The organism is Rossellomorea vietnamensis (assembly GCF_001305855.1).
GTDB classification, from domain to species: Bacteria; Bacillota; Bacilli; order Bacillales; family Bacillaceae_B; genus Rossellomorea; species Rossellomorea vietnamensis_A.
Genome location: NZ_LIXZ01000006.1, coordinates 89,033 through 104,993, shown reverse-complemented (window position 1 = coordinate 104,993; position 15,961 = coordinate 89,033). Strand labels below are relative to the sequence as shown.

The 15,961-nt window shown below is 46.4% G+C and carries 19 protein-coding genes; 8 read left to right on the top strand and 11 right to left on the bottom strand.

The genetic code is table 11. From position 1 onward, the window contains the following. Nucleotides 1–143 precede the first annotated feature (143 nt). The 3 genes from AM506_RS09555 to AM506_RS09545 are packed head-to-tail and all read right to left on the bottom strand — an operon-like array spanning nt 144 to nt 2,740. Entirely contained in the window at nt 144–806 is a 663-nt protein-coding gene (locus AM506_RS09555; protein WP_060672271.1) for a CoA transferase subunit B, read from the bottom strand. An 18-nt stretch (nt 807–824) separates the two neighbouring features. Next, the gene (locus tag AM506_RS09550; protein ID WP_034758170.1) at nt 825–1,517 is read right to left on the bottom strand and encodes a CoA transferase subunit A; all 693 of its coding nucleotides are present in this window, start codon (nt 1,515–1,517) and stop codon (nt 825–827) included. A gap of 35 nt (nt 1,518–1,552) precedes the next feature. Beyond that, nucleotides 1,553–2,740, bottom strand: a complete 1,188-nt coding sequence (locus AM506_RS09545; RefSeq protein ID WP_060672270.1) for an acetyl-CoA C-acetyltransferase — start codon at nt 2,738–2,740, stop codon at nt 1,553–1,555. A 174-nt stretch (nt 2,741–2,914) separates the two neighbouring features. Between AM506_RS09545 and AM506_RS09540 the strand changes: the two genes are divergently transcribed. The 5 genes from AM506_RS09540 to AM506_RS09525 all read left to right on the top strand — a co-directional run bounded on the left by AM506_RS09540 (nt 2,915) and on the right by AM506_RS09525 (nt 6,462). Continuing rightward, nucleotides 2,915–3,814 carry a hydroxymethylglutaryl-CoA lyase gene (locus tag AM506_RS09540; RefSeq protein ID WP_060672442.1) on the top strand — a complete coding sequence of 300 codons (900 nt, stop codon included), beginning with the start codon at nt 2,915–2,917 and terminating at the stop codon, nt 3,812–3,814. A gap of 61 nt (nt 3,815–3,875) precedes the next feature. Further along, nucleotides 3,876–4,007, top strand: a complete 132-nt coding sequence (locus AM506_RS23315; RefSeq protein WP_258261711.1) for a hypothetical protein — start codon at nt 3,876–3,878, stop codon at nt 4,005–4,007. Nucleotides 4,008–4,128: 121 nt separating this feature from the next. Then, nucleotides 4,129–5,055: an alpha/beta hydrolase gene (locus AM506_RS09535; protein ID WP_060672269.1), complete on the top strand. Its 927-nt coding sequence runs from the start codon at nt 4,129–4,131 to the stop codon at nt 5,053–5,055. Further along, complete coding sequence (locus AM506_RS09530) at nt 5,052–5,951, top strand: aminoglycoside phosphotransferase family protein (RefSeq protein ID WP_060672268.1); 900 nt, start codon at nt 5,052–5,054, stop codon at nt 5,949–5,951. The genes AM506_RS09535 and AM506_RS09530 overlap by 4 nt, the downstream gene beginning before the upstream one ends. Nucleotides 5,952–6,033: 82 nt before the next feature. Beyond that, entirely contained in the window at nt 6,034–6,462 is a 429-nt protein-coding gene (locus AM506_RS09525) for a hypothetical protein (RefSeq protein ID WP_060672267.1), read from the top strand. A 40-nt stretch (nt 6,463–6,502) separates the two neighbouring features. Here the strand turns inward: AM506_RS09525 and AM506_RS09520 are convergent, their stop codons facing one another. Further along, the gene (locus tag AM506_RS09520) at nt 6,503–6,835 is read right to left on the bottom strand and encodes an iron-sulfur cluster biosynthesis family protein (protein ID WP_060672266.1); all 333 of its coding nucleotides are present in this window, start codon (nt 6,833–6,835) and stop codon (nt 6,503–6,505) included. 130 nt (nt 6,836–6,965) lie between these two features. Here AM506_RS09520 and AM506_RS09515 point away from each other — a divergent pair, with 130 nt between their 5' ends. Then, on the top strand, nt 6,966–7,181 hold the full coding sequence (locus tag AM506_RS09515) for a CDGSH iron-sulfur domain-containing protein (protein WP_034758155.1): 216 nt from the start codon (nt 6,966–6,968) through the stop codon (nt 7,179–7,181). A 47-nt stretch (nt 7,182–7,228) separates the two neighbouring features. On the opposite strand, the gene AM506_RS09510 is transcribed toward AM506_RS09515, so the two are convergent. The 7 genes from AM506_RS09510 to AM506_RS09480 all read right to left on the bottom strand — a co-directional run bounded on the left by AM506_RS09510 (nt 7,229) and on the right by AM506_RS09480 (nt 13,393). Further along, nucleotides 7,229–7,561, bottom strand: a complete 333-nt coding sequence (locus tag AM506_RS09510) for a YolD-like family protein (RefSeq protein WP_060672265.1) — start codon at nt 7,559–7,561, stop codon at nt 7,229–7,231. 23 nt (nt 7,562–7,584) lie between these two features. Further along, nucleotides 7,585–8,847 carry a Y-family DNA polymerase gene (locus tag AM506_RS09505; protein ID WP_060672264.1) on the bottom strand — a complete coding sequence of 421 codons (1,263 nt, stop codon included), beginning with the start codon at nt 8,845–8,847 and terminating at the stop codon, nt 7,585–7,587. A gap of 374 nt (nt 8,848–9,221) precedes the next feature. Continuing rightward, on the bottom strand, nt 9,222–10,007 hold the full coding sequence (locus AM506_RS09500) for a glucose-1-dehydrogenase (protein WP_060672263.1): 786 nt from the start codon (nt 10,005–10,007) through the stop codon (nt 9,222–9,224). Between the two features lie 13 nt (nt 10,008–10,020). Continuing rightward, nucleotides 10,021–10,872 carry a GRP family sugar transporter gene (locus AM506_RS09495; RefSeq protein WP_060672441.1) on the bottom strand — a complete coding sequence of 284 codons (852 nt, stop codon included), beginning with the start codon at nt 10,870–10,872 and terminating at the stop codon, nt 10,021–10,023. Nucleotides 10,873–11,049: 177 nt separating this feature from the next. Continuing rightward, nucleotides 11,050–11,574, bottom strand: coding sequence for a DUF3221 domain-containing protein (locus AM506_RS09490; protein WP_060672262.1), 525 nt, complete (start codon nt 11,572–11,574; stop codon nt 11,050–11,052). 49 nt (nt 11,575–11,623) lie between these two features. Further along, nucleotides 11,624–12,418, bottom strand: a complete 795-nt coding sequence (locus AM506_RS09485; RefSeq protein ID WP_060672261.1) for an SDR family NAD(P)-dependent oxidoreductase — start codon at nt 12,416–12,418, stop codon at nt 11,624–11,626. Nucleotides 12,419–12,433: 15 nt separating this feature from the next. Next, a complete protein-coding gene (locus tag AM506_RS09480) occupies nt 12,434–13,393 on the bottom strand; it encodes an MBL fold metallo-hydrolase (protein ID WP_060672440.1) in 960 nt (319 codons plus the stop codon). A gap of 512 nt (nt 13,394–13,905) precedes the next feature. Here AM506_RS09480 and proC point away from each other — a divergent pair. Then, nucleotides 13,906–14,724: a pyrroline-5-carboxylate reductase gene (gene proC / locus AM506_RS09475; RefSeq protein ID WP_060672260.1), complete on the top strand. Its 819-nt coding sequence runs from the start codon at nt 13,906–13,908 to the stop codon at nt 14,722–14,724. Nucleotides 14,725–14,799: 75 nt separating this feature from the next. Continuing rightward, complete coding sequence (locus AM506_RS09470; protein WP_060672259.1) at nt 14,800–15,951, top strand: glycosyltransferase; 1,152 nt, start codon at nt 14,800–14,802, stop codon at nt 15,949–15,951. The last annotated feature ends 10 nt before the right edge of the window (nt 15,952–15,961 follow it).

Below are 15,961 nucleotides of genomic sequence, written 5' to 3'. Positions count from 1 at the left end.
TAGTTATAAATCTTTTTTGGAATTTAGTCAAAGGTGAAGATTAACGGAGTAATTCCGGTTATTACCTGACAGACTTACTATACTGCTTTTCCAAAAATAATAAAAAGCCGGTAAAAGGGTTTCCCCTTCTAACCGGCTCTCCATCAATACGCTTCGAGTGCTACATCATCCCCGACAATCAACGTCGCATCCGTGGATGATTGGATATCCTCCACAGAGAAGCCGTTGGCTACTTCGCGAAGGAGCAGTCCTTCATCCGTGACGTCCATTACGGCGCGATCCGTGATGATGCGGTCAACGACGCCTTTTCCTGTCAGAGGCAGGGTGCATTCTTTCAGGATCTTGCTTTCACCGACCTTATTGACATGCTCCATGATGACGATGATGCGCTGGGCTCCGTGAACAAGATCCATCGCTCCGCCCATCCCTTTGATCATTTTCCCCGGGATCATCCAGTTGGCAAGGTCCCCGTTTTCGGCTACTTCCATTCCACCAAGGATGGCGATATTGATATGCCCGCCGCGAATCATTCCGAATGACTCCGAGCTATCAAAGTAAGAGGAGCCCGGAATCGCCGTAACAGTCTCTTTTCCGGCATTGATGAGGTCGGCATCGACTTCATCTTCACCCGGATATGGTCCGATTCCGAGTAATCCATTTTCAGATTGAAGGACAACCTGTTTGTTTTCTGTAATGTAGTTGGCAACCAGTGTAGGCATCCCGATTCCTAAGTTGACATAGAAACCATCTTCTATTTCCTTTTCCGCTCTTCTTGCAATTCTTTCACGCATTTTGGCACGATCCATCCCGTTCCACTCTCCCTTCTATGCTTGTCTCACTGTTCTTCTTTCAATCCGTTTTTCCTGCTCGGCCTGTATCAGACGCTGCACGTAGATGCTCGGTGTGTGCACTTCATTCGGGTTGATGTCCCCGATTTCAACCAGTTCTTCCACTTCGGCAATCGTCACTTTCCCCGCAGCTGCAATCATCGGATTAAAGTTCTGAGCCGTTTTGTTGTAGATCAGATTCCCCATCTTATCGGCTTTCCACGCACGTACAAGTGAGAAGTCGGCTGTATAGGCTTCTTCCAGCAGATATTCTTTTCCATTAAATGTGCGTGTTTCTTTCCCTTCCGCTACCGGTGTCCCGACTCCTGCAGGCGTATAGAATGCAGGGATCCCTGCCCCACCTGCGCGGATCTTCTCGGCAAGCGTCCCCTGGGGAACCAATTCCACTTCAAGCTCACCTGATAATACCTGTCTTTCAAATTCTTTGTTTTCGCCGACATAAGAACCTATCATCTTATCAATCTGCTTATTTTTCAGTAATAAACCCAGGCCCCAATCGTCTACCCCACAGTTATTGGAAATGACGGTCAGGTTTTTCACTCCTTTTTCCACAAGGGCAAGAATGAGCTTTTCAGGGATCCCGCACAGGCCGAATCCTCCAACCATCAATGTTGCTCCATCGTGAATATCTGCCACCGCTTCATCATATGAAGTGTATACTTCTTTCATTGTATTCCCTCCTTGATTATGGATTTTCCCATTCCTTATTTATTAAGTTCAACAACGGTTGCTACTCCCTGTCCTCCACCGATGCAAAGGGTAGCGAGTCCGTTTTGGACGCCTCTTTTCTTCATCTCATGGATCAGCGTCACGAGGATTCGTGTTCCGCTGGCTCCAATCGGGTGACCAAGTGCTATGGCTCCCCCGTTCACATTAAGGGCATCCTTTTTGAATTGAAGCTCTTTATCCACCGCCAATGATTGAGCGGCAAATGCTTCATTTGCTTCAATTAATTCCATATCCTCAATTGTCATCTTTGTTTTTTCCAATACTTTTTTAACGGCGGCAACCGGTCCGATACCCATGACGCTCGGATCTACACCGGCATTGGCGTTCCCTTTAATCGTCACGAGAGGGGTGATGCCAAGTTCGTCTGCTTTCTTCCTGGACATGACGACAACAGCAGCGGCCCCATCATTGATGCCCGATGCATTACCTGCTGTCACCGATCCATCCTTTTTGAATGCAGCCCGCAAACCTGATAATTTCTCGGCCGTTGACCCTTTACGTGGGAACTCATCCTGCTTGAACACAACCGGATCCCCTTTTCGCTGCGGGATGGAAACCGGAACGATTTCATCATCAAATCGGCCGGATTCAATGGCCGCAGCAGCTTTTTGCTGACTCCATGCAGCGAATTCGTCCTGTTCTTCTCTTGAGAGAGAGTAACGGTCACATAGATTTTCTGCCGTCACACCCATATGGTAATCATTAAAGGCACACCATAAACCGTCTGATATCATGCTGTCGACGACTTTCTGATCCCCCATCTTATATCCTTCTCTAGCTCCTTTTAATAGATATGGAGCCTGACTCATATTTTCCATTCCACCTGCAACGATGATATCTGCATCCCCAGAAAGGATTGCCTGTGTTGCGAGATGAACCGTTTTTAATCCTGATCCACACACTTTATTAATCGTCATGGCAGGTACCTGTTCAGGCAGTCCCGCTTTGCTGGATGCTTGACGAGCCGGGTTCTGTCCCAACCCTGCCTGCAACACATTCCCCATGATCACTTCATCAACATCATTACCACTTAAACCAGCCTTCTCCAGGGCATCTTTAATGACAATCGCTCCAAGTTCCGGAGCGGAAATACCTTTTAAAGATCCGTTAAAACTTCCGATGGCCGTGCGTACTGCACTCACAATGACAACTTCATTCGACATCGTTCTTCCTCCCTTTCTCTTCTGACTGATGTGCTTGCCTATTCATTACCTATAAAACAGTTCCACTTTAACTCATTCTATGTAAGCGGTTAAATTCCTCTAAATTCGCCAAAAAATTTTTATATTGATTTATATGTCGAAATTTTCTTAAAATAGAGGGGGAGGAGTGAAATGATGAACTTACCTAAAAAAGCCACAATCATTGAAGTAGGTCCGAGAGACGGCTTGCAAAATGAAAAGAACTTTGTCCCGACGGACGTTAAAAAAGAATTTATTCTTCGGTTGAAACAATCAGGTGTGAACGAAATGGAGCTGACTTCGTTTGTTTCCCCTAAATGGGTTCCACAAATGCAGGATGCAGGTGAGATTGTCGATGCCTGCATGACCATGGATTCACGTGATATCGTTCTTGCACCAAATAAAAGAGGGATTGAGCGTGTATATGAAACGGGATGCCGTTCTGTAGCCGTCTTTGTCGGTGTCAGCAATTCCTTCAATCAAAAAAACATTAATAAAACGACTGAGGAAGCCATGATAGGACTGGCTCCTCTCATTGCGGAGCTGAAAGAAAAGGGCTATTTCGTGAGAGCCTGCATTTCGACCGCTTTCTACTGTCCATACGAAGGGAAGATCTTACCGGAAGATACTCTTTCCCTTTGTAAGGAATTCGTTTCATTAGGTGTGGATGAATTGAGTGTCGCCGATACGGTGGGACGGGCCAATCCGTCTGAAGCCTATCATCTCTTTTCATTACTGAAACAAGAATTACCCGACACACTGCTTACGGCACATTTCCATGACACCCGTAAGATGGCGCTCGCGAATATCCTTGCGTCGCTTGAAGCGGGAGTCGACCGCTTTGACACAAGTGCAGGCGGACTCGGAGGCTGCCCTTTCGCCCCCGGTGCAACAGGGAATGTCGCGACGGAGGATGTCGTATTTATGCTTGAGGAAATGGGGGTTTCCACAGGGGTTGACCTTGAGAAACTCGCCCTTGCCATCGACGTCGTGAAACCTCATATCAGCCGTCCTGTGGAAAGCGGTTATTACCGCCTTTATGAATTGAATCAGTAGTGCATATGTCCTCTCTCCTCCGAGCATTCTAAAGAGGATAACCTTTAAGGAGATGAGTCACATGAGCCAAAAACGCGATAAAGGATTCAGTCAAAAAGGCAAACCGAATGCAGATACGGTTTCTAACACCATGGCGAAAGAAGAATTGGATAAAGCCATTCATCCTGCTAAAGGACAAAATGCAAAATCGTAATGTCAGATCTCATTCACCATGAAGTGTCTCTCTCTGAGGCACTTTTTTTACGTCTTCAAAATTCCTCTTTTTTCCTTCTTTTGCTACAATAATAGTAAACGATGTTCCTTGAGGTGACGACATGCGAAAAAAACTTGCGATTCTGGGCGGGACCCTTTCTTTCATCGGTCTGCTTGGAGTTTATATAACCAATCGATTTATGTATTTACCGAAAAAAGGGGATGACTTCATCCGGGCACGTGAAACGGAATCGACCCGGCTGATCGAAGAGGAATATGATTCCCTCCCTAAAGAAGAGGTAGTGATCCCTTCCCGGTATGGATACGACATAAAGGCGGTTTTCGTGAACCCTCACCCTCATAAAAAATTCATGATTTTTTCCCATGGGGTGACGGAGAATAAGTTGAATTCCATTAAATATATGAACCTTTTCATCAAACAGGGGTTCAATGCCGTGATATACGACCACAGGCGTCACGGGGACTCCGGCGGCAAGACAACAAGCTACGGTTATTTTGAAAAATTCGATCTGAAGTCTGTTGTGGATGAACTGATCCGCCGGGAAGGGGACGATGTATTCTTCGGGATCCACGGGGAATCGATGGGAGCTGCGACTTTGATCCTCTATGCCGGAAGTGTGGAGGACCGGGCTGATTTTTATATTGCCGATTGTCCCTTCTCCGACTTCGGTGAACAGCTCGCCTACCGGATGAATGCTGAAGTGAAGATGCCGGCAAAGTTCCTCCTTCCCCTCGTGGATGGTACGCTGAAGCTGCGACAGGGATACACACTGAAGGATTTATCTCCTATTTCGGTTGTTCAAAACATCCGGAAACCTGTGTTATTTATCCATAGCCAAAATGATGACTTCATCCTGCCTCAAATGACAAAGGATCTTTTCGAAAAAAAGCAGGGACCAAAGGAGCTGTTCCTCGACTTCAGCGGGACCCATGCCCAGTCATATAATGACAACCCTGAGCAATATGAGGAAGTGATCCAACGATTTCTGGAGCAGTTTGTACCAACCGACAAGGGAGATGTCTCATGATTCCAACCGATTTCAAGTTAAAAATGCAAACGATGTATGGAGATTCAGGTCCAGAGTGGATATCCCACTTGGAGGGTCTGTTGGACACATTAAAAAAGCGATTCGATTTAACCTACAGTGAACCCTTTTCATTAAGCTATAACTTTGTAGTGCCTGTCCAGATCGGACGTGAGCGGGATGCCGTTTTAAAGATCGGGTATCCGAACAATGATTTTTCCAATGAGTTTCATGCCCTACAGGATTTTCAAGGAAAAGGGATGGTGGAGATGCTCGACTACAGTAAGGAAGAAGGCTGGATCCTTTTAGATCGACTCATGCCGGGACCTTCCCTTCACTCTATTGATGATGAAGAAGAGGTCCTCTCTATCTTCACCCATACTGCCAAGGGACTTTGGCATAAACCTGTCAGCCGCCACCCCTATCCCACGGTTCAATCCTGGTCAAAGGGCATCGGGAGGTTACGGGAACGTTTTAACGGAGGAACCGGTCCCATTCCTCCGCATCTCGTCGTGAAAGCTGAAGCGCTTTATCCGGAGTTGCTGAATACGTCCACAGATCTCTATCTTCTTCACGGTGATCTTCATCACGGAAACATACTCTACTCCGCTTCTTCCGGTTGGACATCCATCGATCCCAAAGGATTGATCGGCGAAAGGGAGTATGACTGCATTCAGTTTATGTTGAATGAATGGGAGAAATGGGATGCCCCGTTAAAGCTGCTCCGATATAGGACAGAGACTATCGCTTCCCTCCTTTCCCTCTCTTATGAGCGGCTGCTTCAATATGGATTTTGTCATTCCATTCTGTCTGCGTGCTGGTCTGTAGGGGATGGACATGATGGATGGAAAACCGGGGTCTCTTTGGCGGGGATGTTTGAAGAGCTGTTGGCGGAGTAATGGACAATCTTCACTAATCACTCATAAATTGGAATTATATGTTAATATTAATTTAAATCGTTTTTTACATGGGGTGGATTTTATGAGAGAGATTGCATTGGCCTTCGGGAATATCTTTGGAGGGATCGCGCTTATCGCCATCTTCGCTTCTTTGTGGGGAAGATTTGAGGACTATTTCATTGTCAAATTAACCGCCTTTCGTCAGCAGCTCTTTCTCTTCTTCCTTACCTTTTTCATTGAAATTCTTTTTCTTCTTACTGTCTATTTCTTTTTCAACCTGGCTTTTTTGGATGCCCTGTTCATCTCTTGCACCGCCTTCCTATTTTTCATCTGGGTGATCCCCTACCATGCTCACTTCAATATGAATACAGACTTGTTATTTTTGAAAAAATTCGGGCTCTCTTCTCCTATAAGGATTTTCAAGCCGGTCCGCTCCCCGTTTTTTACAGGGACTCTCCTCTTTTCGGTTTTCGGTTTCATTGTTTTATTTTGTACGTATTTTTGGTTTTAAGATTACAAAAGCTCCGGCATGTGACCGGAGCTTTTGTGTTCTATTCCTCAGGGTACATCAAAAAGTTCATTCTCCCATTGATGATCTGAGCGGGGCTTTTTAATTGGAATGTATTGCTTTGGGAAGAAAAATCGATTTTCAGCTCTTCATCAAGAAAGACCATCTTTGATTTTTCTACGAGTATTGGATAACTGTTCGTGTCGATCTTGATATCTTCCCCTTCCACAGGGTGATGGACAAACCACAGGGTAGGAATGCCGCTTACCACACAGCCGCAGCCTTCTGTATCATATTTTAGTTTCAGGTGACCTTGTTTGTTTTCTATTTTATTCTCGATCTTTTGGGTTGCTTCGTTCGTTAGTTGGATTTTCATTCGATGACCTCCTCTGTCCTTTATCCTATCACATTTCATTTGTTCCTTTTAGAATATTGCTTTTTTACTCTTTTCATCTTACTATCGATAGTGGGGATTCTTTTGTATTTTCTAGAAAGGGTGGGTTTTCATGACAAAAGCTCAAATTAAAGTGAATGATAACGGTTCTTTTCGCGTAAGCGGTGATGTGGAACTGATTGATGCTGACGGAAATGTATTTCCAACGAAACAAGTGTTCACGCTTTGCCGCTGCGGTCTATCAACCAACATGCCGTTTTGCGACGCTTCTCACAAAGGGAAATTTGAATCATGTGTGCGTGCAGAAAAGGTATTGGACGAAGAGTAAATGGAATGAAAAGAGAGACTTCACCCGAAGTCTCTCTTTTCATTAGGTCAGTCGAAAAAACGAATGTCCACAACGCTTGCCAGTGGAATATAGTGTATGTCTTCGAACCTGTCTACGACGTGCAGTTTCCCGTCCAATGGGTCGACATGATGGACGGTTCCGATTGATAATTGATGACGGTGCTTCACATAATGGGTGATCGATACCATTCTGCCAAACTCCATCGCCTCTGCCACGACTTCATTCATCCTGTCAAGCTCCTGCTCATCCAGTTCGATCCTCTTTTCGTGTGTATCTTCCTTTGCCCAATCCCTCAGGAGCTTCACGTGCTCGGGGAGCATCATGGATGTCCACTTGATTCTTCCTCGATCCCGGATCAATTCTCTTCACCTCCTGTCATTCGTTATGATTTGTGTCCGCCGAGCAGACGGGCACGGTGCCTTGCTGTTCCCGCTTCAGTGTAGGAGACGGCGCGGAGAAGGGCGCCTGAACCATATTTATTCCGGATGTGGTCCACTACATACCCAAGTTCCCGTTTCTCCCAGCGGTCAGGTTCGAACAGGGAAACCTGCAGCGCTCCATCCTCTACAATATTTGAAAGGGCGATATTGATTTTCCGTACGGTTTTCCCATTGTAGTTCTCTTCGAATAGTTCCAGGCACACCCGGTACAGATCCATGGTGATATTGGTCGGTTCCTCTATCGTTCGCGACCGGTGGAATCCCCCTCCGAATTCTTCGTGACTGTAGCCGATTCCGAAGCTCACGGTCCGCCCGGCCTTGCGATGGGTCCGGGCACGCCTCGCGACCTCTTCGCACATTTCTAAAATGACGCGTTTGATTTCCTTTCTCTCCTTATAATCCCTGAGCAGGATCTGACCCTTGCCGAAGCTGACCTGCCCATCCATGATCGGTGCCCCTATTTCGGAGAGGTCCACCCCCCATGCATGGTAATAAAGCTGGTTCCCCATCACACCGAACTTTGCCTCAAGCTTTTCCAGGTCATACTTCGCCAATTGCCCGATGGAGAAGATGCCCATGCGATTGAGGGTCTTCTCAAGGCGTCCTCCAATCCCCCACATTTCGCGGAGCGGAGAGAGAGGCCACAGCTTTTCCGGGACGTCTTCATAGGTCCACTCGGCGATTCCCTTTTTCTTAGCGTCAAGATCCAGGCACAGCTTGGACAAGAGCATATTGGGGCCGATCCCGATGGCGCAGGGAAGCTGGAACTCCCTTTCCATATCGTCTTTGATTTTCCCGGCGATGGTGGCCGCGTCCCCCCAGAGACCCGTCGCTCCATCAATCTTGATGAAGCTTTCGTCCACGCTGTACGTGTGGATGGCATCCTTTGGCACATACCGATGAAACAGGCGGGTCAGCTCCGTGGAGATCCGGACATACGTCGCCATTTTTGGCTCTACAAGCTGGATTCGCGGGTCGTTTGGAATTTCAAACATTCTCGAACCCGTTTTGATTCCAAAGTCCTTCTTCATCCTGGGCGAGGCCGCCAGTACGATGCTTCCCTGCCGGCTTTTATCCCCCACTACAGCCAGGTGACATTCAAGGGGATCCAGCCCCTCCATGACAGCCGAACAGCTAGCATAAAAGCTCTTCATATCGATGCACAAAATCTTGTGGTGTGGCAGCACACTGTAATCGACAGTCATATCCTCATCCTCCATCTTACCTAAAATAGAACAAACGTTCTTATATAGTATATCTATGATTCTAACCGAATATACGTTCCCTTTCAACTTAAATAAATGGTAATGGAGAGAATAACAAGAAAAGCGAAAGGGGCTTGCTTTGGGGCGACAAGCATAAGACGAGTCACCCGGAAAGGCGTTCTTTGCCTTTTTGGGTGACTTGGCTTATGACCTCGAGCCCCAAGCCCCTGCAGCTGGACAATGAAAAGCAGAGGCGGCTTGGGCAGGGGCGACAAGCATAAGATAATTCACACAAAGGCTGGCGTACAGCAGAATCAGAGCAAAAAAATAAGTCCAAAATCATCTTTGTGATTTTGGACCTACACTTACATACATCAACCTTTTCCAGCTTGGAATCCCGGGTATTTCGTCATGCCCCCATCGGCGATGAGCGTCGTACCCGTGACGTAGCTTGCCTGATCGGAGGCTAGAAAAACGGCGCAGGAAGCGACCTGTTCAGGTTCTCCGATGTAGCCGAGGGGAATGAGTTTCTCCACTCCCTTTTTCTTTTCCGGATCGGAAAATTTCTCGGCATTGATGGGTGTATCAATGGCCCCGGGAGCAATATTGTTCACCCGTATCCCATCTGGTGCAAATTCCAGCGCCAGGCTTTCCATCAGCAGCTTCACCCCACCTTTACTGGCTGCATAATGAGCGAAGTGAGGCCACGGAATGATTTCATGGACAGACGATACATTTATGATCGATCCCTTGATGCCATGCTCAAGCATGTATTTTGCCGCTTCACGGCACCCAAGGAATGTACCTGTCAGATTGGTGTTGATGACCCTTTGCCAATCTTCAATCGGCAGGTTTTCAGACGGAACTTCATTTTCGATTCCCGCATTGTTCACGTAGATATCCAGGCGGCCATATGTCTCATGAGCAAATCGGACAAACCCCTGGACATCCTCTTCCTTTGACACATCTCCCTGGATGATGGAGGCTGTCCCGCCTGCTTCTTCGATTTCCTTTACCAGTCCTTCAGGGTTTTCTTCATCTTTGAAATAATTAATGACCACCTTACAGCCTTCAGACGCAAACCGTTTGGCAATCGCCTTTCCGATACCCGTCGCGGCACCCGTGATGATGACAACCTTATCCGTTAAATCTGTATACATGTCCAATTCCTCCTTAATCTTTCGTAAAGCCCAATAGAACCCCGCCGATGATGATCAGGACACATCCTGCAATGACGAGAAGGATCTGCTTTTTCGATTTCTTTTCCCCTAAGAAGAACAAACCACCGAGAGTGGATATGACGATTCCCGTTTGGGACAGGGAAAAGCTTGTCGCCACACCGATCCGGGGCAGGGCAAGGAGCAATCCGAGATTCCCGGATGCCCACATAAGCCCCGTTAAAATGTTGCGAACCGTATATTTGTTAAATGGCTTATGCCTGAATGTGATGACAACGGCTCCGATGAACATACCGATTGCCTGTGGCAAAATCGCTTCCCATCCGTCAATATTAAACCATCTTAATATGACGACATAGGCTATGTATCCACAACTGGAAAGGAGCAGCGTCAACAAACCCTTTTTCAGTTGAGAGTCTTCATCCCCTTCGGACTTCTGTGTGAATGAGGTGAGGACAACACCGATGATAAGAGCTAGAACCGCCCCGCTTCCAAGAAGGATCGTTTCAGTCGTCTTCCATTCTTTAAATACTAGAACACCAAAGAGCGTCGTTCCGATCAGCTGCATTCCCGTTGAAATCGGGACGGTTTTCGAAACGCCGATGAATTTTACACTTGCCAGCTGGTTCACTTGCCCGACAGCCCAAAAGACGCCGGAAATAAACCCGATTCCCCAGACAAATAACGTTAACTCAGGGGACTTGATGAAGAAGACGCCAATCGCAAACAGCAGTGAACCAACCGTGATCCCAACCGTTTGACTGTAAGCATTCCCTCCAAGTTTTACACTTACAAACACAAGACTTCCCCACGCGACCGCGGGGATCAGGGCTAAAAGAATCCCTATCATACATCCACATCCTTTTTCCGACAATAATCATAGTTTTCCTCTGAAACAGAAATTCTACCCGTTTCGTCTACGTAAAATATTTCCCACTCTCTGATGCTTACCCTTCTTCCGTCCCGCATAATCTCAAAAAAAAGAAAAGAAAGCGTCGATGTGTAATCAACGCTTTCTTCCTTGTTATTTGGTAGAAGTATGTATCGGAACAATGACTCTTTCATTCTCAACATTCACCATCACATGGACATCACGGTCGAGGGAAAGATCTTTGAATCGTAATGAATAGAGGCCGGTGGGATTTTTTTCGATGGATTGGACGACCACCTGTGAAAACCGGGGATCGCTCATGACTAATTTCACGACAGTCTCTTCGATTTTGCTTTCTTTGTCTGTCAGAAATACCAGTTGGTCAGCAGAAGCTCTCCTGGGAAAGGATTCCTGCATCTCCCCATTAAAGGTCACATTCACTTTTTTACCCATCTCTATATCTTCTTTATGAAGTTTTTTATCTCGATCTGTCAACATGACGGTTTGTTGATTGAAAGAAAACCAAACATCATTGATCAGCACCTGGTTGTTTTCCAATTGGGTGACAAAGCCTATGAAATCTGTGCTGCCCTGAGATGATTTAACCAATGTGGTCGGCCCGCAGCCGCTGAATAGTATACAGGAACAAAGTATCATAACAGTCAAACATTTCTTCATAGACTCCCCCCTTATTAGATTAGACGATTGATGGTACTATTTGGTTTCATTATTTTTTGAAGAAAAGGTTATTTCCTACTTTTTCGACAAAAGATGGGAATAATTGATAGAACTTACTTCCTATATTCATCCAACGGGGCAGGTTGATTTCTCTTTTATTGGTAAAGAGTGAATCCACCACGGTCTCTGCGACGAATGCAGGATCAAGCATGAACTTCTCCACATTCTTCACATACGTGCCGGTTTCATCGGCAATGGAGAAGAAGTCTGTGGCGATTGGTCCGGGATTCACCGCCGTCACCTTCACCCCATATCGTTTCGCTTCCATCCTTACACTGTTCGTATACCCGAGGACAGCATGCTTGGAAGCGGAATAGGCACTTGATTTTGGAGTGGCAAACTTCCCTGCCTGAGATGCGATATTGATGATGTGTCCGAATCCTTGTTCACGCATATAAGGAAGGACTTCCCCTGTACATGCCATCAGTCCAAGAACATTCACATCCATCATCCCTTTTACATCTTGAAAGGAGGTTTCGTGTGCTTCCTGGAAGATTCCATAACCTGCGTTATTGATCAGGGCATGGATCGATCCAAAATCCTTCCTGATGCTAGTGAACACCCGGGGGATTTGATCATAATCGGTTACGTTTAAAGGATATACTTCCACCTTACAGTTGAATTCTTTCGTCAGCTTTTCCTTCAATGCTTGGAGCAGATGGACACGGCGTGCAATCAACGCAAGATTCCCGCCATTCTCCGCAACCTTTATGGCCATTTGCTCCCCTATTCCTCCCGAGGCTCCGGTAATGATAATCGTTTTTCCTTTGATTCTTCTGTTCATGTAAGTCACATCTTCCTAAGCAAAATAATAATAGATTCCTTCATGCTTTTCTTTCTGTATATCGTGATTAGCTTCCAAATAATCCAATTGCCCGATGGTCTCTGACAACGTCAAACCGAGCTCCTTCCGATACACGGAGGGAAATAGCTTCCTGCATATCTCAAATACAGTCACGCGGTTTCCTTTGATCATGTCGAATACACCTCTTGCTCTCTCATCCTGTTTCCCTAATCTCTTCGGAATCAATCCATGAACATCCGTAACGTTGTCTCCATGTCCGGTATAAGCAAGGGAAATCGGAAAATCGGAAAGTTTTTTCAATGAAGCATTATACTGCAGCAACGGCTTTGAACGCTCACTCTCCCCTTCAAATGGCGGTTCAATGAGGGGATTGGGAGAGATGGTGGCAAGTATGTGGTCGCCCGCGATCAGAACACCATCACTTTCCCTGTAAAAGGATAAGTGACTCTGGGCGTGACCAAGGGTTTCAATGACCTGCCACCCTTCCATTCCGGGAACCCTGTCCCCTTCCCCTATCGCCGCATCCAGCTTTCGGTTGCCCATGAATTTCAATGGATTCTTGAACTTCTGGATGGCCGGCAGAAACTCTTCGGGCAGCCCTGACTCAATGGCAAGCTCCGTGAAAAAACGGTCATACACTTCATGAAAATGGTCGTCCCGCTGAAGCCAGAACCGGTTATAGTTGTGACCATATATCGTGACGCCGGATGAGAAACGATCAAGCAGGCCTGCATGATCGGGATGATGATGGGTCAGGACGATTTGTTCGATATCCTGAGGTGTGTACCCTAGAAGGGACAATTGATCAGAGAGCTGCATCCAGGCCGTATCTGTAAGAGGGCCTGCATCCACCAATGTCAAGGCATCCCCCTTGACTAAATAAACATTCACATCTCCCACGGCAAAAGGGGTGGATAGTGTGATTTTTGCGATATCATTCACTAAAGTTGTCATATTTTCACCACATTCTTCATAATAAAAAGGTACAGAGAGCACGGCACCTTCCCGTTCTGTCATTCATTTCCAAAAAAAATGAATGACCCTTCATTACCTAGTGTACATTTTTTTCAGCATGATGTCATTTTTAAAAAGTGTGAATATACTAAAAATAAACCCTTGACAGATAAGCTGTATTTCTACGATAATCACCTATAATATAGATTTAATCCATTCATCACATATTACATAATGATATACGATAAAGCGATGAGAAAGACTAGTAATGAATAGATGATGTCAGAGATCGGGGCCCACCGGCTGAAAGGCACCGTCGTCCTCTCTATTTGTGAACCTGCCTTTTGAGCGTCTTAAAGCAGAACGTCGTCCAGCGTTAATGGAATTGGAGTGTGTTCATCTTCTTCGTGGAAAATGGACAAAACAAGGTGGTACCACGGAAGCGAGACCCTTTCGTCCTTTATGGATGAAAGGGTCTGTTTTTTTTCAAAAACAAAAGGAGGAATGAGCGAATGAAGACATTATTTATCGGAGCAGGGTCGATGGCTCATGCTTTAATGAGCGGCGCATTGAAAGCGGGAGTATTGAATAATGAAGAAGTATATGTGACCAATCGTGCCAATCAGGAGCGTTTGAATGAAATCATGCATGAATTCTGTATCCGGAAGGTAAACCGGGCGTCACGATATGATGTCATCATCCTCGCCATGAAACCAAAGGACTTTCATGAAGCAGCAGATTCCATCAGATCCTACCTTTCTGAGAATACGCTGATCATCTCTGTACTGGCAGGCATCACCATGGAACATATAAGCGACAGACTCGAATTTAAAGGCGCCATCGCAAGAGCCATGCCGAATACAAGTGCAGCCATGGGGAAGTCAGCAACGGCGGTCGCTTTCAATCAATATCTCTCACCCTCCCAGAAGGAATGGACGAAAACACTCTTTCAGTCTGTCGGAATAGCAGCGGTGGTAGAAGAAGAGAAATTGGACCTTATCACGGCTCTATCAGGAAGCGGGCCGGCTTATATCTATTACGTAGCCGAAATTTTGAAACATGCTGCAGTAGAATTGGGGCTGGAAGAGGACCTGGCTGAAAGCCTTGTTACCCAGACGATTGCTGGAGCAAGCGCCATGCTTTCAGAATCCGGATTAGAAGCCCGGGAATTAAGAAGGAATGTTACCAGTGCAGGTGGAACGACCGAAGCGGGAATCGCTGCGTTAGAAGACCATCAAGTAAGGGATGCATTTTTCCAGTGCATTTCATCCGCAAATAACCGCTCTCAAATACTCGGGCATGAATTAAAGGAGAATTCTTTGAAAAAATAAACCTACAGCCGATCATGATTCGCGAGAGATCCCGTTTCAGTGATACAATCAAAGCAAAAAAGAAGGTCGACACAGATGGATCTACTCCTCATTTTACTTATAGCAGTCCTAGTAGTCTGGATCGTTCTCGCCACCCTGGTGTGGAGAGGGTTGGGTAAACTTTCTTCCCTTGAAGGATTGCCGGGCACGGCGAGCGGCCCCCTTCTCTCCATCATCGTCCCTGCGAGGAATGAAGAAGAAGCGATCACAGACAGCATTCTATCCCAACTCAAGCAGGACTATGAACGGATTGAATGGATTCTTGTCAATGACCGTTCAACGGACCGCACCCCAGATAAACTTGAAAGATTAGGAAAAATGGACAAGCGGATCCGCGTCCTCCATATCGATACACTGGAACAAGGGTGGCTCGGAAAGAATCAGGCATTATATAAAGGGTACCTCATCTCAAATGGGTCACTCATCCTGTTCACCGATGCAGATGTCCTGTATAAAGACCCTTCCATCCTGTCCAGGGCTGTCGGAGTCTTTCAATCTCAGAAGCTCGATCATCTCACCCTTGCCCCCAATATTAAATCAAAGACATTCTGGTTAAAAAACTTTGTCGCCTTCTTTTTATTCGGTTTCTCTTTTTATAAGCGGCCATGGAAGGCGAATGACCCTTCCTCGGGGATAGGGGTGGGGATCGGTGCCTTCAATCTGATCACACGTTCTGCTTATGAGTCAATCGGTACACACGAAAAGATCAAGAACATGCCCGATGACGACCTGCAGCTTGGCATCCATATCAAAAAAGCCGGGAAAAGCCAAGGGTTACTCACTGCCCTTCAATCCCTGGAGGTGGAGTGGTATCACTCCTTGAAAGGGGCCTTCCAGGGCCTTGAGAAGAATACATTTGCCGGGCTCCATTACTCCATCCTTCTTGTAGTATTTGCCATGACAGGCGTGTTCTGCTCCACGGTCCTTCCATTCTTGACGATCTTCACAGGAGACGCCTTGATCCGGACCGTGAGCATGTCGATCATTCTACTGATTTTCATCACCTATTTCAAAGTCATAAAGGAGATGACGAATGAGTCTCCCCTCCTCATCCTCTCCCTGCCCGTCACTGCCTTGTTATTCATCTATTCCATAGCCCGGGCGACGTTCCTTACGTTTAAAAGAGGCGGGATCGAATGGCGCGGGACGATTTATCCATTGAAAGAGCTAAGAGAGAAAAGGAAGTAGAGCACATTCC